Source organism: Roseobacter sp. AzwK-3b (assembly GCF_000170875.1).
GTDB lineage: Bacteria > Pseudomonadota > Alphaproteobacteria > Rhodobacterales > Rhodobacteraceae > Roseovarius > Roseovarius litoreus.
In genome coordinates this window covers 141462-163666 of record NZ_ABCR01000007.1, presented here as the reverse complement: position 1 = coordinate 163666, position 22205 = coordinate 141462, and the positions used below count along the sequence as shown (strand labels likewise).

The 22205-nt window shown below is 62.3% G+C and carries 27 protein-coding genes and 1 pseudogene; 11 read left to right on the top strand and 17 right to left on the bottom strand.

The features are described 5' to 3' along the window. Nucleotides 1-38 precede the first annotated feature (38 nt). The 6 genes and pseudogenes from RAZWK3B_RS13575 to RAZWK3B_RS22010 all read left to right on the top strand — a co-directional run. Nucleotides 39-386 (top strand): hypothetical protein, encoded by a 348-nt coding sequence (locus RAZWK3B_RS13575; RefSeq protein WP_007816063.1) that lies wholly within the window; start codon nucleotides 39-41, stop codon nucleotides 384-386. After that, the gene (locus RAZWK3B_RS21210) at nucleotides 379-654 is read left to right on the top strand and encodes a hypothetical protein (RefSeq protein ID WP_157132260.1); all 276 of its coding nucleotides are present in this window, start codon (nucleotides 379-381) and stop codon (nucleotides 652-654) included. Before RAZWK3B_RS13575 ends, RAZWK3B_RS21210 begins: the two co-directional genes overlap by 8 nt. Next, the gene (locus RAZWK3B_RS13570) at nucleotides 638-871 is read left to right on the top strand and encodes a hypothetical protein (protein WP_007816061.1); all 234 of its coding nucleotides are present in this window, start codon (nucleotides 638-640) and stop codon (nucleotides 869-871) included. The genes RAZWK3B_RS21210 and RAZWK3B_RS13570 overlap by 17 nt, the downstream gene beginning before the upstream one ends. Next, entirely contained in the window at nucleotides 858-1007 is a 150-nt protein-coding gene (locus RAZWK3B_RS21205; RefSeq protein WP_007816059.1) for a hypothetical protein, read from the top strand. The genes RAZWK3B_RS13570 and RAZWK3B_RS21205 overlap by 14 nt, the downstream gene beginning before the upstream one ends. Continuing rightward, nucleotides 1001-1978, top strand: coding sequence for a tyrosine-type recombinase/integrase (locus RAZWK3B_RS13565; protein WP_007816056.1), 978 nt, complete (start codon nucleotides 1001-1003; stop codon nucleotides 1976-1978). Before RAZWK3B_RS21205 ends, RAZWK3B_RS13565 begins: the two co-directional genes overlap by 7 nt. Beyond that, nucleotides 1975-2088 (top strand): annotated as a pseudogene (locus RAZWK3B_RS22010) (hypothetical protein); the annotation flags it as partial. The gene RAZWK3B_RS13565 and the pseudogene RAZWK3B_RS22010, both read left to right, overlap by 4 nt. On the opposite strand, the gene RAZWK3B_RS13560 reads toward RAZWK3B_RS22010, so the two are convergent. Beyond that, on the bottom strand, nucleotides 2060-2833 hold the full coding sequence (locus tag RAZWK3B_RS13560; protein WP_007816054.1) for a response regulator transcription factor: 774 nt from the start codon (nucleotides 2831-2833) through the stop codon (nucleotides 2060-2062). The pseudogene RAZWK3B_RS22010 and the gene RAZWK3B_RS13560 overlap by 29 nt on opposite strands. Before the next feature lie 93 nt (nucleotides 2834-2926). Next, nucleotides 2927-3211, bottom strand: coding sequence for a DUF1153 domain-containing protein (locus RAZWK3B_RS13555; RefSeq protein ID WP_007816030.1), 285 nt, complete (start codon nucleotides 3209-3211; stop codon nucleotides 2927-2929). A gap of 123 nt (nucleotides 3212-3334) precedes the next feature. On the opposite strand from RAZWK3B_RS13555, the gene mnmA reads away from it, so the two are divergent. Then, nucleotides 3335-4474, top strand: coding sequence for a tRNA 2-thiouridine(34) synthase MnmA (gene mnmA, locus RAZWK3B_RS13550; RefSeq protein WP_007816028.1), 1140 nt, complete (start codon nucleotides 3335-3337; stop codon nucleotides 4472-4474). A gap of 85 nt (nucleotides 4475-4559) precedes the next feature. Here mnmA and RAZWK3B_RS13545 read toward each other — a convergent pair whose 3' ends face one another. After that, nucleotides 4560-5177, bottom strand: a complete 618-nt coding sequence (locus RAZWK3B_RS13545; protein WP_007816027.1) for a hypothetical protein — start codon at nucleotides 5175-5177, stop codon at nucleotides 4560-4562. Between the two features lie 17 nt (nucleotides 5178-5194). Further along, nucleotides 5195-5869, bottom strand: coding sequence for a HupE/UreJ family protein (locus RAZWK3B_RS13540; RefSeq protein ID WP_353611294.1), 675 nt, complete (start codon nucleotides 5867-5869; stop codon nucleotides 5195-5197). Nucleotides 5870-6066: 197 nt separating this feature from the next. Here RAZWK3B_RS13540 and RAZWK3B_RS21475 point away from each other — a divergent pair, with 197 nt between their 5' ends. Next, nucleotides 6067-6315 carry a hypothetical protein gene (locus RAZWK3B_RS21475; protein ID WP_198133293.1) on the top strand — a complete coding sequence of 83 codons (249 nt, stop codon included), beginning with the start codon at nucleotides 6067-6069 and terminating at the stop codon, nucleotides 6313-6315. A gap of 115 nt (nucleotides 6316-6430) precedes the next feature. Here RAZWK3B_RS21475 and lpxB read toward each other — a convergent pair whose 3' ends face one another. The 13 genes from lpxB to pyrH all read right to left on the bottom strand — a co-directional run bounded on the left by lpxB (nucleotide 6431) and on the right by pyrH (nucleotide 18484). Next, nucleotides 6431-7585, bottom strand: coding sequence for a lipid-A-disaccharide synthase (gene lpxB / locus RAZWK3B_RS13530; RefSeq protein WP_007816020.1), 1155 nt, complete (start codon nucleotides 7583-7585; stop codon nucleotides 6431-6433). After that, nucleotides 7585-8391 carry an LpxI family protein gene (locus RAZWK3B_RS13525; RefSeq protein ID WP_007816019.1) on the bottom strand — a complete coding sequence of 269 codons (807 nt, stop codon included), beginning with the start codon at nucleotides 8389-8391 and terminating at the stop codon, nucleotides 7585-7587. Before RAZWK3B_RS13525 ends, lpxB begins: the two co-directional genes overlap by 1 nt. A gap of 2 nt (nucleotides 8392-8393) precedes the next feature. Further along, the gene (gene lpxA / locus RAZWK3B_RS13520) at nucleotides 8394-9197 is read right to left on the bottom strand and encodes an acyl-ACP--UDP-N-acetylglucosamine O-acyltransferase (protein ID WP_007816017.1); all 804 of its coding nucleotides are present in this window, start codon (nucleotides 9195-9197) and stop codon (nucleotides 8394-8396) included. 5 nt (nucleotides 9198-9202) lie between these two features. After that, a complete protein-coding gene (gene fabZ, locus RAZWK3B_RS13515; RefSeq protein WP_007816015.1) occupies nucleotides 9203-9667 on the bottom strand; it encodes a 3-hydroxyacyl-ACP dehydratase FabZ in 465 nt (154 codons plus the stop codon). Between the two features lie 81 nt (nucleotides 9668-9748). After that, nucleotides 9749-10363, bottom strand: coding sequence for an OmpH/Skp family outer membrane protein (locus tag RAZWK3B_RS13510; protein ID WP_198133292.1), 615 nt, complete (start codon nucleotides 10361-10363; stop codon nucleotides 9749-9751). An 8-nt stretch (nucleotides 10364-10371) separates the two neighbouring features. Beyond that, nucleotides 10372-12696, bottom strand: a complete 2325-nt coding sequence (bamA, locus tag RAZWK3B_RS13505) for an outer membrane protein assembly factor BamA (RefSeq protein ID WP_007816013.1) — start codon at nucleotides 12694-12696, stop codon at nucleotides 10372-10374. Between the two features lie 127 nt (nucleotides 12697-12823). Next, nucleotides 12824-12949: a hypothetical protein gene (locus RAZWK3B_RS21850; RefSeq protein WP_007816012.1), complete on the bottom strand. Its 126-nt coding sequence runs from the start codon at nucleotides 12947-12949 to the stop codon at nucleotides 12824-12826. 146 nt (nucleotides 12950-13095) lie between these two features. Next, entirely contained in the window at nucleotides 13096-14439 is a 1344-nt protein-coding gene (rseP, locus tag RAZWK3B_RS13500; RefSeq protein ID WP_007816011.1) for an RIP metalloprotease RseP, read from the bottom strand. Between the two features lie 10 nt (nucleotides 14440-14449). Beyond that, the gene (dxr, locus tag RAZWK3B_RS13495) at nucleotides 14450-15622 is read right to left on the bottom strand and encodes a 1-deoxy-D-xylulose-5-phosphate reductoisomerase (RefSeq protein ID WP_037295818.1); all 1173 of its coding nucleotides are present in this window, start codon (nucleotides 15620-15622) and stop codon (nucleotides 14450-14452) included. Then, on the bottom strand, nucleotides 15619-16398 hold the full coding sequence (locus tag RAZWK3B_RS13490; RefSeq protein ID WP_007816009.1) for a phosphatidate cytidylyltransferase: 780 nt from the start codon (nucleotides 16396-16398) through the stop codon (nucleotides 15619-15621). Before RAZWK3B_RS13490 ends, dxr begins: the two co-directional genes overlap by 4 nt. Then, nucleotides 16395-17120 (bottom strand): undecaprenyl pyrophosphate synthase, encoded by a 726-nt coding sequence (gene uppS / locus RAZWK3B_RS13485; protein WP_007816008.1) that lies wholly within the window; start codon nucleotides 17118-17120, stop codon nucleotides 16395-16397. Before uppS ends, RAZWK3B_RS13490 begins: the two co-directional genes overlap by 4 nt. 17 nt (nucleotides 17121-17137) lie before the next feature. After that, on the bottom strand, nucleotides 17138-17701 hold the full coding sequence (gene frr, locus RAZWK3B_RS13480; RefSeq protein ID WP_037295868.1) for a ribosome recycling factor: 564 nt from the start codon (nucleotides 17699-17701) through the stop codon (nucleotides 17138-17140). Between the two features lie 51 nt (nucleotides 17702-17752). Then, nucleotides 17753-18484 (bottom strand): UMP kinase, encoded by a 732-nt coding sequence (gene pyrH / locus RAZWK3B_RS13475; RefSeq protein WP_007816006.1) that lies wholly within the window; start codon nucleotides 18482-18484, stop codon nucleotides 17753-17755. Between the two features lie 141 nt (nucleotides 18485-18625). Here pyrH and miaA point away from each other — a divergent pair, with 141 nt between their 5' ends. The 3 genes from miaA (at nucleotide 18626) to RAZWK3B_RS13460 (ending at nucleotide 22191) form a co-directional block, all read left to right on the top strand. Continuing rightward, on the top strand, nucleotides 18626-19507 hold the full coding sequence (gene miaA, locus RAZWK3B_RS13470) for a tRNA (adenosine(37)-N6)-dimethylallyltransferase MiaA (protein ID WP_007816005.1): 882 nt from the start codon (nucleotides 18626-18628) through the stop codon (nucleotides 19505-19507). Between the two features lie 79 nt (nucleotides 19508-19586). Further along, nucleotides 19587-20411, top strand: coding sequence for an AraC family transcriptional regulator (locus RAZWK3B_RS13465; RefSeq protein WP_037295817.1), 825 nt, complete (start codon nucleotides 19587-19589; stop codon nucleotides 20409-20411). Between the two features lie 112 nt (nucleotides 20412-20523). After that, complete coding sequence (locus tag RAZWK3B_RS13460; protein WP_007816003.1) at nucleotides 20524-22191, top strand: ABC transporter substrate-binding protein; 1668 nt, start codon at nucleotides 20524-20526, stop codon at nucleotides 22189-22191. Nucleotides 22192-22205: the final 14 nt, after the last annotated feature.

The following is a 22205-nucleotide window of genomic DNA, read 5'->3' as shown; positions in this document are numbered from 1 at the left end:
GCTCAAAACAGCCCACCGTAGAATGAAGGACAAGACCGATGAGTGATGATCTGGTGAAGCGGCTGCGGGCTTTTGATTGCATCACGATGGAAGGGTGCGGAGACGATCTAAGGCACGCAGCCGCCGACCGCATCGAGGGACTTGAGGCCGAACTTCGTGAAGCGCGGATGCAATCACTGTCTGACTTAGGACAAGCACATGATGCATACCAAGCGCGGTTAGAGGCAGAGACCAAACTGGCGAAGGCGGTGGGGGCGCTCGGTGACATTTATGATGGCGAGCCTGAATGGCCAGACGACCCAAAAAAAGAACTGGATTGGTGCCGTAATCGTGCCCGCGCCACCCTCGCAGAACTGGAAGCCGAGAAGGACAAGACCGATGAGTAATAACCGTAAAGACTCCGGACGGATCAATTTGGTGACTTCGTTCATTTGCACCGAGTGCGGAGAAAATCTCGATTTGGCTTTCGACCAACTTGGAAAGCCAGCCCCGAAGGCGTCAACATCATTTGGAATGGGCGGGGCGTATGTGTTGGAAAATCGGGTGCACGTCCACCCATGCAGAACATGCATAGAAAAAGAGGTGGCACCCGCCCGCATGATTGCTGCTGCACTCGCAGAACTGAAAGCAGAGACCGATGACCAAGAGAGATAGAGATGGCGATATTGTGGACGATCTCCGTCTTGTAGTGCCTGCTTTGCGCAACCGCATTGAGGCGCTTGAAGCCAAGCTGGCGAAGGCCGTGGAGGCTTTAGATGAAGCTATCTACATGATCGCGCCGAGCGAGGCTGATATGGAGAAAAAAGCAGGCGTCTATCGGATCGTGAAGGCGCATGAAGAACTGAAAGGACAGGACCATGACAGCCCATGATCGAGCGATGGAACTGGTGCGGCAGCTACGGCAGGAAGGTCTCGACGTAGTACGGATCGTTGTGGAAGGTCGTAAGATCGACGTGGAAATCGCGCAGAAGGATGCGCCGCAACAGATAGACAGGGTGAAATGGTGAAACGGCAACTGCCAAAATATGTCTACGCGCGTGGCCGCAAGGGATACCCTTATTTCATACGCGGCAACACCTGCCAGCGCATTTTCGCAGAGCCGGGGTCCAATGCCTTCTGGGCCGAATACAACCGGCTTCTGAACGGCGCACCGACCGCGCCCAAGCGCACGATCAACAAGCTGATAGAGCACTACATGCGGTCGCCGGATTGGGCAAAGAAGGCGCACAACACTCGAAAGAGTTACGAGCGGTCATTCCTGTATTTCCGCGACAAGATCGGGCTCGTCGATCCGGCGTCCATCCGCCGCCGCCACGTCAACGACATGCGGGATGCGCTGTCTGCCACCCCGACAACCGCCAACCGGCGCGTTGCGGCCCTGTCCGTACTTATGAACCACGCCATAGACATCGGCTGGGTCGAACACGTGAACCCGGCCAGGGGCGTGAAGCAACTGGACGGCACAAAGACCCGCGAGGCATGGCCCGTCGATATGGTCGAGGCATTCCGCACGGCCGCCACGGGGCAGACGCTGCTGCTGTTTGAGCTTCTGATCGGCACAGGGCAGCGGATCGGGGACGTGTTGAACATGCAATGGGGGCAGATCGAGGACAACGGCATTGTCGTGCGTCAAAGCAAGACCAAGGCCGAGGTGTGGATCCCGTTCACCCGCCGCCTGTTGGACATGCTGAACAAGACGCCGCGAAATGCGCTCTACATCATAAACCATGAAGGGCACAGGGTGGCTTACAACACCGCCTGGAAATGGGTAATGGACGTGCGCAAGCAGATCGGCGCAACCGATTACGACATCCACGGATTGCGCCACACGGCGGCCTCAGAATTGGCCGCGCTCGGCATGACTGACGAGGAAATCATGAGCATTACTGGCCACACCTCAGCGGCCATGGTGCGGCTTTACGCAGGCAAGGCAGCGCAAAAGGCGCGGGCCAAGAAGGTTCAGGAAGAACGAGGATGAATAAATTAAGCTGCATGAGCCAAGAGTACCAAGAAATCAGATCACAGCTGGAAAAGGAAATGCCAATGAAGGGCGTTCCTATTAAAGCGCAAAATTTAGTCTGGGCGCTTGCTTGGGAATACGGCCACGCCGGCGGCGACGACATGATCGCACTTCATTACGATGACTTGAGGGCCGTTGCGCTTCTGGCTTCTGGCGTGCGCAAGGAATAGAGGCACTAAGAACAGAACAAGAATGAAACACGAATTTTGAAACACCTTTGAAACGCGCCCATCCGTAAGAGCAAATATATAAAAAAATCAATAATTTACGTGCGCCATAGAGATGATTGAGGAACATCTCCTTGGTCAGGGTCGTGCCCTTGCGCAGGCTCAGCAATTCGAGCATCTGGTATTCTTTCCCGGTCAGATGCACCGTCCGCCCCTCCACATCCACCGTCTTGGCATCCAGATTGACGTTGATGCGCCCGGTGCGGATCACCGATTGCGAATGCCCCTTCGAGCGGCGGATGATCGCGTGGATCCGCGCCACAAGCTCTTCGCGGTGGAATGGTTTGGTCAGGTAATCATCCGCGCCAAAGCCGAACCCCTTGATCTTGTTCTCGGTATCATCCGCACCGCTCAGGATCAGGATCGGCGTATCGATGCGCGCCAGCCGCAACTGGCGCAACACCTCGTGACCGTTCATGTCCGGCAGGCCCAGATCCAGCAGGATCAGGTCGTAATCATAGAGCTTGGCAAGGTCGATCCCCTCCTCGCCCAGATCGGTTGTATAGACGTTCAGGTTCGCATGGGTCAGCATCATATCGATGCTTTTCGCGGTCGTGGGGTCGTCTTCTACCAACAGCACACGCATTCACTCAACTCCGCTATGTCTTCGACTATCCGACCGAAACCATGGACAAGATTGGTTAAGCACAAGTTACCAGTGCGATAAAAATACAATTTTCTACCTTAGGTTGTACACCTCTTTCGTTCTGACCGTCGCGCGCAGCCCCGATGTGCCCTCTCGTTCGGCCGCACTCAGCCATTCGGCAAGCTCCGCTTCGCTCAGCTCGTAAAAGCTCTGCGCCTCGTCCTGCGACATCAGCCCATGCACCACGCCGCGCACCACCGCCATCTTGCGTCGCGCCGTCCAGCGCCGTGTATCCGCCGGCGGCAGATCTCCCCGGCTCAGGATACTGCCATCCGGCAAGGTCACCATCCGCGGCCCGTTCACCTTTTTCAGAAACATCTCTCTCACCCTCAAAAGCAACCGGGCACAAGACTGCCCCTGAGGTTTTAACGGCAGGTGAAACCGCCCCTTGAGACTGTCTCGCATTTTCTTATATTCCGTCACACCAAGGAGACCCGTCCAATGCCCCTCGAATCCGGCCTCAATTCCCTGGGCTTCGCCAAAGCCCCAGCCGACACCCGTGTCGTCGTTGCCATGTCCGGCGGCGTCGACAGCTCGGTCGTGGCCGCCCAACTGGCCGAGGAAGGCTATGACGTGGTGGGGGTCACCCTGCAGCTTTACGATCATGGCGCCGCACTTGCGAAAAAAGGCGCCTGCTGCGCCGGCATCGACATCCATGACGCCCGCCGCGTGGCCGAAGACATGGGCTTTCCCCATTATGTGCTCGATTACGAAAACATCTTCCGCGACGCGGTGATCGACGAGTTTGCCGACAGCTACCTTGCGGGCGCCACGCCCGTGCCCTGCATCCGGTGCAACGAGCGGGTGAAATTCAAGGACCTTCTGGAAACCGCCCGCGATCTCGACGCCGATTGCATGGCCACCGGCCATTACATCCAGCGCAAGATGGGCGCGCATGGTCCTGAATTGCACTGCGCCGCCGATGCCGCCCGCGATCAAAGCTATTTCCTGTTCTCCACCACCCCCGAACAGCTTGATTTCCTGCGCTTTCCCTTAGGCCACCTGCCCTCCAAGCACGCCACCCGTGAATTGGCCGCGCGCTACGGGCTGAAAGTGGCCGACAAGCCCGACAGTCAGGATATCTGCTTCGTGCCCGATGGCAATTATGCCGCAGTGATCGAAAAACTGCGACCCGGCGCCGCCGAACCCGGCGAAATCGCCCATGTCGATGGCCGCATCCTCGGCACCCATGAGGGGGTGATCCACTACACGATCGGCCAGCGCCGCGGCCTTGGCATCGGCGGGCTGAGCGAGCCGCTCTATGTGGTCAAACTCGATGTCGACGCGCAGCGCGTTATCGTCGGCCCCAAGGAACTGCTCGCCACCCGCCTCGTTCCCGTGCGCGAGATCAACTGGCTGGGCGACGCCCCTTTCGACAGCCGCCCGGAATGGCACCTCTCGGTCAAGCTGCGCTCCACCCGCCCCCCGCAAGAGGCGATCCTTCGCCCCCTGCCGGATGGCGGCGCCGAGGTCGAACTTCTCAGCCCCGAAGAAGGCGTCAGCCCGGGTCAGGCCTGCGTCTTCTATGAAACCGGTGACAGCCGCATCCTTGGCGGCGGCTGGATCTGGCGCGGATACTGAGCGCGCGTTTCGCAAACGCCCTGCACCCGTCCAGGCATGTCCCTGCACAGGCACTTCCGCACCCGTGCAGGAACGTCTTTTGGCATTACCGCGTCTCTACGATCTCGGAATAGGCCCCGCCAAGCTGCAGGGTCACCTTGATGGCGGCATCATCGCGGTTACGCCAGAACCAGCCGTGCTCTCCGGCAAAACCCGCCTCGATCCGGCCCTCGCCCTCGGTCGCACCCCGACCCCGGTCATAATCGACGGACTGCCCCTCGCCATGCGCGTGCAGGTCGAAATTGATCCGTCCGCCTGTCGCACTCCAAGCATAGGTCGCGATATCGCCCGCCTGCATCACCAGCTTGATCTCCGCCGACGCGTCCGGCTCCAGCGTGAAGCTGACAACATCCGTCCACGCCTGCTCCTGCGCCTGCGCGGCCCCTGCGAACAGGCCCAACACATCCCGCAACAGGCTCGATGATGTCTCGCTCCCGTGCAAAAGCCGGTCGCGTTCGGCCTCTTCGGCCAGCTCTCGCTTGATCTCGCCCATTTCCGTCAGGCCCAGCACACGCCCGATCCCCGTGGGGTCAATCGCGCGCTCGGCAGGCAGAACCACGGTCAAAAGGATCGCCACGCCGGCCACCCCTGCCAAAAGGGCCGACCGCTTCAGGCTGGCCAATGTTGGCAGCTCTTCGAGGGTGGGTTTTCTCACATTATGCATCTTGTCTCTCCCTTGTCTCAGCCATGCGCCACAAAGCCGTGGACCTGCACATAGGTCAGCCACAGCCCAAGCCCGATCATCACCACATTCGCGATGGTCGCCTGCCGCATGAAATTCGGTTGTCTGCGCCAGACCCCCATCACGATCAGGATCACCGCCAAAGCCAGCAGCTGCCCGATCTCGACCCCCACGTTGAAGGCGATCAGATTGGCCAGCAGCCCGTCCTCGGCAATCTCGTATTCAAGGATCTTCGTCGCGAGCCCCGTGCCATGGAACAGCCCGAAGATCAGCGTCGCGGCCTTGGTATCGGGCTGAACCCCGAACCACCGCTTGTAGGCGCCAAGGTTATCGAGCGCCTTGTAGACGACCGACAGGCCGATGATCGCGTCGATGAGATAGGCATTGATGCCCCAACCATACCAGACGCCCAGAAGCATCGTCACCGAATGGCCGAAAGCGAAGATGCTGACATAGATCGCCACATCCTTCATCCGGTACAGGAAGAACACCACCCCCAGCAGGAACAGGATGTGGTCATAGCCGGTGACCATGTGCTTGGCACCGAGATAGATGAAGGGGATGATATGCACCCCCCAGATCTCCTGGATATAGCCCGCGTCACCCGGCGTGACATTATGGGCCAGCGCCGGAGCGACGCTAAAGGCAATCGCGCAAACCGCGATCAGGGTCATGACAAGCGACCGGCGCACAGCCGTATCGCCAGCATGTCGGGATATCGAAATCATGGAACTCTCCATTTATGCGTGAACTCTTTCGGTCAGCCGCCGTGCGGCGGCGCCGATCACGCACGCGGAGGTCGGTCTATCCTGAACACCCGATACGCGCCCGGGTCCGACGATCTGAACCGCCAGCCATCGCGGCTGGCCGCTTGGGCCCCCGTCGGCGCACGCGCCACCAGAACCGCCTGACTGTGATCGTGATCGGCAGCATCGTGGCTGTGACCATGCAGCAGCCGATCAAGGTCATGCTCATGTTGATTTTCGTGCTCATGCACATGTCCGTGCGCATGCCCGTGACCGTGCCCTTGCTCGGCGATGACCTCAGGATGAGTCTGAGCCGTCTCCAACGCCTCCGGCGCATGCGTGACGCTCGGCATCACCGACCACAGGATCAGTGACAGACACAGGACCGCCGCGAACGCCGTCCGACAGGCTGTTTGCGTACCAAAGGGACACAATTTTCGCCAAATTGCGCAGACTCCGTCCCAAACCCGTGTCGGTTTCGTACGAACCCTACGCATGGCCCATCCGCGCCAGAACCGCCCTTGCCGCCCGCAGCCCCGGCGCCTCACCATCGCGCCCCAGCCGTTGCATGGTCAGCTCCATCGCCGCGCGTTGCGCGCCCGGCGCCTCCATCACCTCAAGCATGCCGGGCGCGATCAACTCGGGCCGGCAGCGCTTGCCGTTGAACTCCGGCACCGCCCGCGTCTCCGAGACAAGGTTGACAAGCGTCAGCGTGTCGATGGTCAGCATCTTGGAAATAATGAACCGACTCAACGGGTTGACGTCATAGGCAATGACCATCGGCGTGCCCGCCGCCACCAGTTCCAACGACACCGTCCCCGACGCCGCCAGCGCCCAATCCGCCGCCCCGAACGCCGCCCGCTTCTCGGCCTTGGCGGTTTCGGCATCGGTTTCGGAGGGGTCCAGGATCACCGGCCTCACCGGCCAGCCCTCGACCATCTCCCGCACCATCGGCGCCACGTTTGACCTCGTCGGAATGACCACCGAAAGATCCGGCTTTTCCCGGATAACCCTTTGAACAACCTCACTAAATATCGAACCAAGGCGCTGCACCTCTCCCCGGCGCGAGCCCGGCAGGATCATCCACAGCGCCCCCTCGATCCCGTGACGCTCCCTAAACCCTTGAATTTCCTCGGCATTCGCCTGACGATCACTCACCACCGGATGCCCCACAAAATCGCACGCCACCCCCGCCGCTTCCATATAGGGTGGCTCGAACGGCAAAAGCGCCAAGACCTGGTCCACGACCCGTGCCATCTTGCGCGCGCGCCCCGCGCGCCATGCCCAGACCGACGGCGCCACGTAATGCACTGTTCTTATGTCACTTTTCGCCTTGACCAGCTTGGCGACCCGCAAACAGAAATCCGGGCTGTCGATGGTGATCAGCACATCCGGCCGCGCCTCGAGCACCGCTTTTGCCGTCTGGTGCAACCGTCGCCGCAGATGGGGATATTTCGGCACGATCTCTGCCAACCCCATGACCGACAGCTCATCCATGTCAAACAGGGAAACCATCCCTTCGGCCTGCATCAGAGGCCCGCCAATCCCTTGGAATTCAACGCTTTCAAGGGATTTCAGCCCAGCCATCAGCGCGGCACCCAGCTTGTCGCCCGACGCCTCTCCGGCGATCAGGAACACCCGCATCACAGCACCCGTGACGAAAGAAAAAGCCCTGCCTTTTCAACAGCCTGCACGGTCTTTTCCCGCTCAAGGATCATCACCCTGCTTGCCTCGACCACAAGCCCCGCCAACCCGGCCTCGGCAACCGCCTCGATGGTCTTCGGTCCGATCACCGGCATATCGACCCGCAGGTCCTGCCCCCGCTTGGCCGCCTTGACGTAAACGCCCCTGACGCCCCGACGCAACGCCTCTGGCGTGGCTGCCACAAATCCCAGCAGGGCATCGGTCCCCTGCACCGTCTCGATCCCCAGGCACTGTCCCCCGGCCACCACACAGCCCTGCCCCACATCCAGCGGTGACAAGGCCATCAGAATATCCCATGCGCGCCCGGCATCCGTCAGATCGGTCTCGGACATCTCGGCGCCGACGCAAAGCCCCTCTTCTGCGGTCAGCCCCGGCACCAGCTCATGCGCGCCCATCACGGCAAAGCCCTGTTCTTCGAAAATCGCGATCACTTCTCTGAGCAGCGCGTCATCGCCGCCCTGCATCGCCACCATCAGCCGCGGCGCAAGGCCCAACATCACCGGATCGAACTCGGCCGGGTTCAGCGGCGGGCGCGAAAGCGATCCGGCAAAGACCACACGGTCCACGCCCTGCGCCCTCAACCCGTCAAAGACAGCGCCCATCTTCTCGAAGCGGTGAAGATGAACATCGCCCTGCAACGCGTTGGGAACGCCTTGAAAACCCAGCTTCAGCGCATCGGGCTGAGCCTCGGCGATCCGCACCGGAAGGCCGCCGCTACAGGCCAGGATCGCCAAACGTCCCGCCATGCTCAGCCCGCGCCCGGTGTCAGGAACGACCGGTCGCTCGCCCCCGTCACGAAGTCGACGATCTGGCGCACATAGTCGCTTTCGGTCTCGTCCCCAAGGCGCCGGGCGCGATCCTGAAACGCGCCTTCGCCCTGTGCCAGCATCTGAAACGCCGCCCTCAGCGCGGTGATATCCGCGCGTGGCACACCGCGCCGCTTGAGCCCCACAAGGTTCAGCCCGTCCAATTCACCGCGCGGCGCCTGCACCAGACCGTAAGGGATCACGTCATTGGTCACCATCGTGACCGCCCCGATGATCGCGCCCTGACCGATGCGCACGAATTGATGCACACCCGACAGGCCGCCGATGATGACATCGTCCTCCAACACGCAATGCCCGGCAAGCGCCGCGTTGTTCACGATGATGACCCGGTTGCCCAAATTAACGTCATGCGCAACGTGACAGCCTGCCATGAACAGTCCGTCATCGCCCACGCGGGTTTCCCCGCCGCCGCCTTCGGTGCCGGTATTCATCGTCACATGCTCGCGAATGCGGTTGCGCGCGCCGATCACCAACCGTGTCCGTTCGCCCTTGAATTTCAGGTCTTGCGGCACCTCCCCGATGCAGGCGAAGGGGAAAATCACCGTATCCTCGCCGATCACCGTGTCACCGGCCACCACGACATGCGATTTCAGCACGACGCGATCACCAAGCCGGACATCCGGGCCGACATGGCAAAACGGGCCTACATGACAGCCGGTCCCCAAAACCGCGCCCTCTTCGACAAGCGCGGTCGGGTGAATGAAGGTTTCCGCCAGTTGCGGCATCGGCGTCACTCCTTGGGCAAATCCATCATGGCGGTGAATTCGGCCTCGGTGACGATCTCACCCTCGACCTCGGCCACGCCGGCGAATTTCCACACTTTGCCGCCGGGCTTGCCACGCAACGTTGTCAGCTTCAATTCGAGCACATCTCCCGGCACGACCATGCGGCGGAATTTGCAATTGTCGATCGCCATGAAATAGACCAGCAGGTCGCGGCCTTCCATGCCCATGGCAGTCCCGACCATGACAGCGGCGGTCTGGGCCATCGCCTCGACGATGGTGACCCCCGGCATGATCGGCTTGCCGGGGAAATGCCCCTGAAAATGCGGCTCGTTGATCGTGACGTTCTTGATCCCGCGCGCCGATGTGCAGCCATCGATATCGACCACCTTGTCGATCAGCAGAAACGGATAGCGGTGCGGGATAAGCGCTTGGATCAGCTGGATATCCGCGGATTTCAGCGGCTCGGTCATGATGCATTCCTTCGATGTGCAGGCTTGCCATGTCCCTAGCAAGTCAACCTGTCATGGGCAAGCGGCCAGAGGGCGGCAAGGTCACTCGGCGCCAGAAGATGTGTCATCCGGCGCAGCTTGCGGTCCTCTCATCAGCTCGGGTGGCATTGTGTCGCCGATCGTCTCATCCACCCTCGAAATCGCAAGGGCGGTGATATCCACCGCATCTACACCGAGCAGCGTGGCACGGCTGTCAAGGATCACGGCGGCATCTGCATCGCGCATGATCTCGATCAGGATCGGCTCGACAATGCGCATGAAGGCCACAGGCGCCTGAGACCGGCTGCGCTCTAGGTCGCGCACGCGGCGTTCGCTATCCTCGCGGATTTGCTGCACTTTCCGGTCGAAACTATCCGCCATACGGCGAAACTCTTCCGGGCTGGTCTCGGCGCGCAATTCTGTCAGCGCCTTCTCTTCGCTTTCAAGCTGCTGTTCGAGATCCCGGTTCAGCGCGATCAGCGCGTCTCTTTCGGCCTGCAATTCATCGGTCATACGCTGACCCAGCCGGGTCTCGGCAAAGAGCAGATCGGGGTTGACCACCAGCACATCGCTTTGCACCACGCCGATGGATTGCGCCGAAGCCTGCACCCCGGCCAGCATCGTGATCCCCAACCCGACAGAAACCGCCACTCTCCTGAGAAATGCCAGACCCGTCATCCGAGGGCTCAGAACTCCGTCCTGACAGTCAGATCGAATGTCTGCTCGATATCTCCCGGCTCTTTTTCAAGCGCCGTCGACCAGTTCAGCCGCAGCGGACCGAAGGGTGATGCCCAGAACATCGACACGCCGACCACATGACGCGCCTTGAAGCCCTTGGAGCGGATCAGGCCCGTGGCATTGCGCGTATCCAGACCCCAGATGCTCCCCACATCATAGAAGGCCCCCCCGGAAATCCCGTATTCTTCCGGCAGGCCCAAGGGGAATTCGGCCTCGAACTTGGCCACCGCGTAGAAGTCGCCACCCAGATGCTCTGTCCCTTCTATCGGCCCCATCCCGTTCGGCTCGAAGCCGCGCATCACTTGCGAGCTGAAGCGATCCACCGCACGGCTGGTCTCCTTCTGGAAATCGAGCGCGCCACCTTCCAGCGTCGCCCGCAGGGTGACCTCCTCGTTCAGAACCATGGTCTGCGCGATGACACGGGCATTGGTCTTGATGAATTCCGTATCCCCACCAAGCCCGGCGAATTCCTGCCCGAAGGACAACAGCACGCCCGAGTTCGGATCAAGCCCGCCCCGGCGCGTGTCATAGGTGTATTCATAGCCGATGCCGCTTGACCACAGGCCTTTCCGTGCCACCTCCGACCGCAGGACGCTCGAGAAACCACGGTAATCGGTCATCTCGTCATAGCTCGCGTCATAGAACAGCGACAGACGGCCGTTTTCACTCACCGGGAAGGTCAGGCTGGGCCGGAAAATGCCCGTCGTCGTGTTGAACAGGCTGAAATCACTGTCGGATTCGATCAGTGCAAAGTCCAGCCCGAACGCCACATCGCGGCCAAGGAAAGCAGGCTCGACAAAGCTGATATTGTAATTGGCGTTGTTTTCAGCCGCGGCGATCTGAGCGGTCAGCTCCTGACCGCGCCCCATGAAGTTGCGTTCGCTGAAGCCCACGCTGATGCCAAGACCGCTATTGGTCGAATAGCTGCCGCCGAAGCTGAGCGAGCCTGTCGTGGTTTCCTCGACATTGACATCCACAACCACCTGATCGGGCCGCGAGCCTTCGCGCGCATCCACTTCAACATCCGAGAAATACCGCAGCGCGCGGATCCGCTCCGCGGCTTCGCGGATCTGGCGCGGGTTGAACGGATCGCCCTCGACCACGTCGAACTGACGCCGGATCACCTGATCCACCGTTGTCGTGTTGCCCTCGATGTCGATCCGCTCCACAAAGACTCTCGGACCGCGCACCAGCGCGAATTCGACGTCCAGCGTCAGATCCCTGTCATTGCGCGAGATCCGCGGCTCCACCCGCAGGAAATCCACACCCTCCTTGATCGCCAGACGCTCCATCCGCGAGATCGCGTTTTCCACGCGGGTGGGCGAATAGACCATGCCGGGTCTGAGCTTGAGCACGGCCTGATAGACGTCGGGATCGACTTCCGGCAAATCGCTGATTGTGGTGATCTCACCGAAGGTGAATTGCTGGCCTTCCTGGATGTTGAACGTCACGAAATAGGCGTCACGCTCCCGCGCCAATTCCGCATTCGTGCCCGTGACCCGAAAATCCACATAACCGCGCGACTGGTAGAAATCCGTCAGAACCTGCCTGTCGAACTCGATCCGGTCCTCGACAAAGGTGTCCCGTTCGATCAGCGCGCGCAGCAGACCGGCTTGCTTGCTGTCGATCACGCGCCGCAGGCGGCGATCGGAAAACGCCTTGTTGCCGACAAAACCGATGCGCTGCACTTCGATCTTGCCGCCTTCGAAAATCTCGAACACGAGGTCGACACGATTATCGCTGCGGCGGATCACCTTGGGCGACACCCGCGCCGACAAGCGCCCGTTCTGCGCATAGGCTTCGGTGAGGGTTGCTGCGTCCCGCTCGGCCTGTGTCGGGCTGAAGACCTGTCGCACCCGGCTTTGGACAAAGCCCTCGAGATCCTCATCCTTCAGCCGTCGGTTCCCCTCGAAGGCGATGCGGTTGATGGTCGGGTATTCAACGACACTGATGAAAAGCCGATTGCCGCGCGGCTCGATCGTCACGCTTTCGAACAACCCGGACGCAAGGATTTTCTGGTAGGCATCGTTCAATTCGGCTGCGGACACCGTCTGCCCCCGCTCGATCCCCGCATAGCTGAGAATCGTGCCGGCCTCGACCCGCTGGTTGCCTTCGATCTCGACGGTGCTGAACCGATAGGACTGCGCCGAGGCCACACCGGCAAACGCCAGAACGGCGAATGTCACCATGACAAGGCCAAAGGCCCGGAGGGTCTTAACGAGGCTTGGCGAAATCCCCCCGCTGAAGACGCGGCGCTGGTGCTTTATTTCCATGTCGTAATATCCGGTCCAACATCCCTATCACAGATGTCAGTATCCGGTCTGGAAAGGCTTGTCAAAACTGGGAGAGCAAGTTTGCCTGACAAAATTGATGCGCCGCTGTCCCGATGCGGCGCAGGCGTCACAGCGAGCCGATGAACCCACCTGCCAGCAACGCCACCGTGATGGTCGCCAGATACAGAATCCGGTCCCAGTTCAGATTGACCAGAAGGCTGAGCCCCCGATATCCGCGTTTGATGTGTTGCATGGTCTTGGTCCTGCCAGATCTTGTCCTCCATGGATGCAGACCCATTATGGCGACGGCCAGGACAGGATTTCGGCATTTTCAAGGCGCCGCGGACCGTGCCGCGACGCCCCTGGTCGTGATCGTGACCCTGATGACCGCGCCGACGATCAGCAGAAGATATCGTTATAGAGCGCAAAGGCCATCAGGCTCAGAATGAGCGTCAGGCCCAAGGTCATCAGGATGCGCAGCGCCCGGTCACTCGGCGGTTTGCCCGACACGGCCTCATAGGCGTAAAACGCCAGATGCCCGCCATCCAGAACCGGGATCGGGAACAGGTTCAGCAATCCGACCGCGGTGGACAACACGGCGATGAACCAGATGAAGCTCTGCGCGCCCTGACTGGCCATCGCGCCAGACACTTCGGCAATCCCGATGGGCCCCGACATGTTACAACTGCTGATCGCCCCGGTGATCATGTGATACAGGCCCGACATCGACCCCTCGATGATGTCCCAGACCTGCACCGCACCGCGCTGCACCGCCTCCACGGGGCCAAGCCGCTCGGTCGCGGGATCAAAGGCCAGTGCCCCCGCGATCCCGATGCGCCATTGCGTCTCGAACCCGCCATCGGGTTGCGGCTCGTCCACGCGCCGCGGCTCGAGCACGAAATCCAGTGTCTCACCCTCGCGCCAGACCTTCAGCGCAAGGGGCCTCCCGTCCGAACTTTCGACCACCTCCTTGAGTTCGGAAAACGCATGAATCGGCGTGCCGTCCACGGCGGTGATCACATCGCCCGGGCGCATGTTGATCTCGAAGGCGGCGGATTGCGGGGCAAGCTGCGCCACCAGCGGCGGCAGCGGATAGGGGCCTTGAACGGTCACCTCCTGACCATCGCGCAGCACCACGTAATCCAGCAGCGGCTCGGTCGGCAATTGATCCATGAACGGATCGAACACATCCGGGTTGCCGAAATCGGGCACATCGATCCCAGCCACGTTCAGCAGCGCGTCTCCCGGCTGCAGGGTGATGCCCTCGACCGGCAGCGGCTTCAACTCTCCCACCGCCAAAGGCTCGGCCACCTTGCCTTGGGTCATCATGATCGTGGCAAAAACCAGAATGGACAGCACGAAATTGAACACCGGACCCGCAGCCACCGTCGCCGTGCGCGCCCATAATGGCGCGCCATGCATGGTCTGCCGCCGTTCTTCCGGGCTCATCTGATAAAGCGCGCCCTCGGCCGTGGCGCTCGCGGCATCCGCATCGCCCCGAAACTTCACGAAGCCCCCAAACGGCAGCAGCGCCACCTGCCAGCGGGTGCCGTGCTTGTCCATCCGCGACCAGATGACCGGCCCGAACCCGATCGAGAACACATCCGCCTTGATGCCCGACCAGCGACCGACGATGTAGTGGCCGTATTCATGCACCGCGACGATCGCCGACAGGGCGACCACGAAAGCCAGAATTGTCATGAAGAGACCGCCGAATTGCGGCAAAAACGCTACGCTGTCCAAGATCGCTGTCCTATCTGCTCTGCTTTTGCGCCACCTCGTCGGCGCATATCCGTGAGAGGTGGTCCAGATGCATCACGGTATCAAGGGTGATCTCGGCATCAATAAGGCCTTTATCCGCCGACAGACGGGTCAAAACCTCTTCCACGATGGCGCTCATCGCCAGAAATCCGATGCGGCCCGCGATGAAATGATCCAGCGCGCGTTCTTTGGCGCCGTTGAACACCGCCCCGCTCAACCCGCGCGCCCGCATCACCTCGCGGGCCAGTCGCAAGGCGGGATAGCGCGCCATATCGGGCGCGCGGAACGTCAACTGTCCCGTGGCGGCCAGATCCAGCGCCTCTACGGGCAGCTCGCGTCGCTCGGGCCAGTTCAGCGCATAGCCGATGGCGTGTCGCATATCGGGTGGGCCGACATGGGCCATGAGCCCGCCATCGCAAAAGCCGACAAGCGCGTGGACAAGGGATTCGGGATGCACAAGCACCTCGATCTTGTCCGGGTCCAGCGCGAAGAATTCCCGCGCCTCGATCATCTCGAGCGCCTTGTTGAACATCGACGCCGAGTCGATCGTGATCCGCTGCCCCATATCCCAATTGGGATGGGTCGAGGCCTCTTCGATCGTGGCCCCCGCCAGCCGCTCCATCGGCCAGTCGCGGAACGCGCCGCCGCTCGCGGTGATGATGACCCGGCGCACGGCCTCCATATCCTCGCCCACCAGCGCCTGAAAAATCGCCGAATGCTCGCTGTCCACCGGCAGGATGCGCGCGCCGTTCCGTGCCGCCGTCGCCATCAGAAGCGGGCCTGCCGCCACCAGCGATTCCTTGTTGGCCAGCGCCAGTGTCGCGCCCTGCTCAAGCGCTGTCAGCCCCGGTGGCAGCCCTGCCGCCCCCACGATCGCCGACATCACCCAATCCGCAGGCCGGGCCGCTGCCTCGATCAGCGCCTGTGCGCCCGATGTGGCCTCGATCCCCGATCCCGCGAGCGCCGCGCGCAGATCGTCCAGCAAGTCGTCATGCGCCGTGACCGCAAGGTTTGCGCGGAACTCCCTCGCATCGGCCGCCAACTGCGCGATATTGCGCCCGCCGGTCAGCGCCACCACCTCGAACTCCTGTGGCGCACGACGGATCAGGTCCAGCGTGTTCTGCCCGATGGACCCGGTGGCCCCAAGAATCGTCACCCGCTTCATGTCAGCCCCGGCATCACGCCGGCCATCCACAAGATCATCACCATCATCGCAGCGCCCAGCATCGCATCGAACCTGTCAAGCACGCCCCCATGCCCCGGAATGAGAGCGGAGCTGTCCTTCACCCCGGTGCGCCGCTTCACAGCACTTTCCGCGATGTCGCCCATCTGCCCGGCGAAGCCCACCAGCATCGAGATCACGACAAGCCCCGCCCCTGCCCCGAGCGGCTCGGCAAAGACCAAGCCGACGATCCCCGCCCCGGCCCAACCCGCCAGCGTGCCGGACCAGGTTTTCTTGGGGCTGAAGCGCGGCCAGAATTTCGGCCCGCCCAAAATGCGGCCCGCGAAATAGCCCGCCACATCCGACACCACCACCACCAGCACCAGCCACGCGATCCAGCCAAGGCCAGCCGCGTCCAGCAAAACGCCGAAACCATAGCAGCCCAGCAGAACCCACAGCACGAACACGGCATAGACCCCGCCCTCGCGCCCCGCTTGCGTGGCCCCCACCAGCGCCGCCGCCGCCAGCGCCGGCAGCACGACCATCCCCGGCAGCAGCAACGCAAGCGCCAGCGCCACAGCCGACAAAAGCCCAAGCCCGACAACCCCCTTGGCGCCGAGCATGCGCGCGGCCTCCCACGTCATCAGACCGGCCAGCGCACAGATCATGCCCTTGAAGATCCAGCCCCCCGACCACAGCGCCACCGCACCCGCCACAGCCATCGCCAGCCCCGACAAAAGCCGCGGCGCAAGGTCGGACCAGCGGGCCGATGAACTCATCCGATGACGGCGCCGAAACGCCGCTCGCGCGCGCCATAACTCCGGAGCACGTCGGTAAAGATGTCCTTGGTGAAATCCGGCCAGAGCGTATCGATGAATTCATATTCCGAATAGGCCGATTGCCACAGCAGGAAGTTGGAGATCCGCGCCTCGCCGCTGGTGCGGATGACCAGCTCGGGATCCGGCAGAACGCAGGTATCCAGATACTTGGGCAGGGTTTCCTCATCCACGGCCTCCGGATCGAGCCGCCCAAGCGCCACATCCTGCGCCAGCCGCTTGGTGGCCCGTGCCACCTCGTCGCGCCCGCCGTAATTCAATGCGATGGTCAGGTTGAGACGGGTGCAATGGCTCGTCATCGTCTCGGCCTCATCCATCAGGTCCTGCAAGGACCGATCCAGCCGCCGACGATCCCCGATGAAGCGCACCCGCACGTTTTCCTTCACGAATTCCTGCATTTCCTTGATGATATACCGCCGGAACAGCGCCATCAGCCCCGACACCTCGGTCTGGGTGCGCTTCCAGTTCTCGGTCGAGAAGGCAAAGATCGTCAGGTAATCCACGCCCAGTTCCGGGCAGGCGCTGACGATGTCGCGCACGCGCCGGGCGCCTGCGTGATGCCCGAAAAGGCGCGGCCGTCCGCGCGCCTGCGCCCATCTGCCATTGCCATCCATGATGATCGCCACATGGCGCGGTCCACCGGTCGGGGGGCTGTTCCTCGCCATGTCGCAATCCTTCATCGTCACACCTGCATGATCTCGGCTTGCTTGGTCTCAAGCGCCTCGTCGACCTGGGCGATAAACTTGTTGGTCAGGTCCTGCACTTCGGATTCCCAGAACTTCTGGTCATCCTCGGACATGCCGTCTGCCTTGGCCTTCTTGATCTGGTCCATGCCGTCGCGGCGCACGTTGCGCACGGCCACGCGCGCGTGTTCGGCATATTGGGCCGCGACCTTGGTCAGCTCCTTGCGGCGCTCCTCGTTCAATTCGGGGATCGGCAGCATGATGATCGTTCCGTTGAGCTGCGGGTTGATCCCCAGCCCGCTTTCGCGGATCGCCTTTTCCACCTTGCCGACCAGTCCCTTGTCCCAGACATTGATCGTCACCATGCGCGACTCGGGCACGTTGACCGTGCCGACTTGGTTGATCGGGGTCCGCTGCCCATAGGCATCTACCATCACCGGCTCGAGGATCGACGCCGACGCGCGCCCCGTGCGCAACGAGGCGAATTCCGTCTTCAACGCCCCCATGGCGCCCTCCATGCGCCGTTGCAAATCACCCGTGTCCAGTTCGAACTCTTCCGCCATGTTCATCGGTTCCTTCTTGCGGCATTCGCGTCTTTGTTGGTCTCTTTTGCCTCAGCCATGCACGGTTGTATAGGTGCCGTGGCCCGCAAGGATGCCCTTGAAGCCGCCCGGCTCGTCCAGACTGAAGACGATGATCGGCAGGTTGTTGTCGCGCGCCAGCGCAATCGCGCTGGCGTCCATCACCTGCAGATGCTGGGCCAGCACATCGTCATAGCTGATCCGGTCATAGCGCTTGGCATCCGGATTGGTCATCGGATCCCTGTCGTAAACGCCATCCACCTTGGTGCCCTTGAAAATCGCCTCACAGGCCATCTCGTTGGCGCGCAGCGTGGCCGCGGTATCGGTCGTGAAATAAGGATTGCCCGTACCCGCCGCAAATATGCAGACACGCTTTTTCTCCAGATGGCGGACAGCACGGCGGCGGATATACGGCTCTGCCACCTCGTCCATCCGAATGGCCGAGATCACCCGGCAATAAACCCCCATCTTTTCGAGCGAGCTTTGCATCGCCAGCGCGTTCATCACCGTGGCCAGCATCCCCATGTAATCCGCGGTTGTGCGCTCCATGCCCTGCGCCGAGCCTTGCAGCCCGCGAAAGATGTTGCCGCCGCCGATCACCATGCAGATCTCGACGCCCAGATCGTGCACCGACTTGACCTCGCGGGCGATCCTCTCGACCGTCGGAGGATGCAGCCCATAGCCCTGATCGCCCATCAGCGCCTCGCCGGATATTTTCAGAAGAACGCGCTGGAATCTGGTTTCGGGCGGGGCAGTGTCTGACATGGGCGGATCTCCGTGCGGCCTTCTGATTGCGCGCAAAATGTCGGAAAACCCGCCGGTGTTCAATGACCGAAACCCGTTCCCGGCAGGATAAACGCCGATGGCTCTCGAAATGGGCCCCGATTTCGCATATCTGACGCCCCGATGACGCAGCTGCCCCACATATCGCCCGATCGCCCCGTGCTGATCGCCGGCCCCACCGCCAGCGGCAAGTCGGCGCTGGCCCTGCGCATCGCGCGAAATCAGGGCGGCGTGATCGTCAATGCCGACGCCATTCAGGTCTATGACAACTGGCGCGTGCTCACCGCGCGCCCCTCGCCCGAGGACGAGGCCGCAGCCCCCCACCGGCTCTATGGCCATGTGCCGCGGGACGGGGACTATTCCGTGGGCCACTGGCTGCGCGATCTGGAACCACTGCTGCGCAATGGCCCCCGCCCGATCATCATCGGCGGCACCGGGCTCTATTTCACGGCCCTCACCGAAGGTCTGGCGCAGATCCCACCGACCCCGCCCGCGATCCGCGCGCTGGCCAATGACCTTATGGCCCGCGAGGGCTGCGCCGCCCTTCTGGCCGATCTCGACACCGCCACACGCGACCGGATCGACACGCGCAACCCGATGCGGGTGCAACGCGCCTGGGAGGTGCAGCGCGCCACGGGTCGCGGCCTTGCGGACTGGCAGGACGACACGCCCCCGCCGCTCCTGCCGCTCGATCACTGCGCCGCCCTTCTGGTCGAGGCCGACAAGGACTGGCTCACGCCCCGGATCGAACGGCGCTTCGACGCCATGCTGCGCGCCGGCGCTCTGGACGAGGCGCGCGCCAATCTTGCGGGCTGGCAACCCGATCTGCCCTCGTCGCGCGCAATCGGCGCCCCCGAACTGATCGCCCATCTGCGCGGAGACATCAGCCTTGACACCGCCCGCGAGGCCGCGACCATCGCAACCCGCCAATTCGCCAAGCGACAACGCACATGGTTTCGCGCCCGGATGTCCGGCTGGCACAGGATTGCCGCGCAGGACTTGTGAATTATCAACAATTTTTATTAACAAGATCAGAATAATGGGCATATAGTGACGAAATTTCGTCAATCGGGGCTGTCCGGCCATGCAACGTCAACCGCACATCATGACGCTGGCCCAATGGGCCGGTCCCGCCCGCTGGAAAGCCGAACTCCCCCATAGCCACGACACCCATAGCATCCTGTGGATCACCCGTGGTCAGGGCCGCTGCCTGCTCGATGGCATCCGCCGCGGCGTCGGGGTGCATAACGCCGTCATCATTCCCGCAGGCACGCTCTTTTCCACCGATCTGGCCCGGCTGGGCTTCGGACTTGTCTGCGCGATCCCCCCGAGCGAGGCCGTGCCGATGCCCGACAGCGCACAGCTTTTGCGGCTGCGCGATGTCCATGCACAGTCGGAATTGACGACGATCCTTGAAACCATGCAGCGCGAGGACAAGGCACAACGCCCCTTCTCGGACGAGGCGATGCGCGCCCATGCCGTTCTGCTCGGGGTCTGGCTCCGGCGCAGCATGATCGAGCAAGACCCCGATCCGACCCGGCCTCCTGCTGCCGAGCGGTTGGTGCGTGCCTATGCCGCCCTGATCGAACGGGACCACGCGACCGGCAAGCCGATGGCCGATTTCGCCCGCGCGCTTGGCGTCACACCCACCCATCTGACCCGCACCTGTCGGCAATGCGCCGGCATGAGCGCGTCACAGCTTCTCACGCAACGCATCCTTCATGCCGCGCGCAGTCTGCTGGACCACTCGGATCATCCGTTCAACCGCATCGCCGCCATGCTGGGCTTTCGCAGTGCTGCCTATTTCTCGCGTTTCATGCTGCACCACACCGGACAGACGCCCACCCAACTGCGCCGTGAGGCGCATGGCGCGACGATGCCGCAAGCCGGCGAGCGCGGTTTTGGTTGAACTCGCAGCGCCCGGGATGTGTAATGGAACTGCGAGTCCTGATTTGCACGCATAAACGCGCTCGCACCTGATTGCCTGTCTCCCCACGCCAACCGAAAGCGAATTTCAGCACATGCCTTCACGCCCCCGCCGCCCCGCCTCTTTCCATCCCGCCGCCCGGCCCCTCGCCCGCGCGCTACAGGAAGGACGCATCGACCGGCGCGAGTTTCTGACCCGTGCCACCGGCCTTGGCGTCGGGGCGGCGGCGGCTTTCGCACTTGGCGGCTTGCCCACCCCGGCCCCGGCCCAGACCGCGATCGCTCAGGGCGGCACGCTGCGCATCCAGCAAAACGTCAAGGCCCTGCGCGATCCGCGCAGCTATGACTGGAGCGAGATGGGCAACCAGACCCGGGGCTTTCTGGAATATCTGGTGGAATACAATGGAGATGGCACGTTTCGCGGCCTTCTGCTCGAGACATGGCAGGTCAACGAAGACGCCACCCGCTACGTGCTCAACCTGCGCCCCGGCATCGCATGGAACAATGGCGATCGTTTCACCTCGGCGGATGTCGCGCATAATCTGGCGCGCTGGTGCGACAGCACCGCGCCGCGCAACGGCATGGCCAGCCGCTTTCCCGGCCTGATCGACCCCGCGACCGGCCAGCTGCGCGACGGCGCGGTGGGCACGCCCGACGATCTGACCGTGACCTTGCAGCTGTCGGCCCCTGACATCACCGTGATCGCCAATATGTCGGATTATCCCGCCGCCCTCGTGCATTCCTCCTATGATGGCGGCGATCCCTTCATGCATGGCATCGGCACAGGACCCTTCCGGCCTGTCAGCCTCGAAGTCGGCAAAAGCTGCGTGCTCGAACGCGATCCCGCGCATCAGTGGTGGGGCACCGAGGTCTTCGGCGGACCCTATCTGGACCGGGTCGAATTCATCGATTACGGCACCGACCCCTCGAAATGGGTCGACGCCGCGCGCAACGGGGACATCGACCTGCTCTATGAAAGCGTGGGCGATTTCATCGACGTCATGGACGCCATAGGCTGGACCCGCACCCGCACCGAAAGTGCCTCCACCGCCGTGATCCGGGCCAATGCCCGCGCCGAGATCGACGGTGCCACCCCCTATGCCGACGCCGCCCTGCGCCGGGCCATGGCGCTGGCCGTCAACAACGAGATCTGCCTCGAGCTGGGCCATGCCGGGCGCGGCACCGTCGCCGCCAATGACCATGTCAGCCCCCTGCATCCCGCCCATGCCGATCTCGGCCCCGCCCCCTATGATCCCGATCAGGCGCTGGCCGATATCCGCGCGGCGGGGCTTGGCGATTTCGAGCATACGCTGGTCACGCTGGATGACGAATGGCAGCGCAATACCGGCGATGCAGTGGCAGCACAGCTCAATGATGCCGGGATTTCCGCGCGCCGCGTGATCCTTCCCGGCGCCGAGTTCTGGGACAACTGGAAGGAATTTCCCTTCTCGCTCACCTTATGGAATCACCGGCCCCTCGCGATCCAGATCCTGAACCTCGCCTATCGCTCGGACGCCGCCTGGAATGAAAGCGGCTATGCCAACCCCGCCTTCGACGCGCTTCTGGATCAGGCCATGTCGCTCACCGATGCCGACGCCCGCCGCGACGTGATGCGCGACATTCAGACCATGATGCGCGACGACGGTGTGATTATTCAGCCCTATTGGCGCGCGCTTTATAATCACCACAACGGCACGCTGGTGAACGCCGAGAAACACCCGGCCAACGAAATCCATCTCTACAAGATCGGCTTTTCGGCTTAACCCATAGGGGCCGC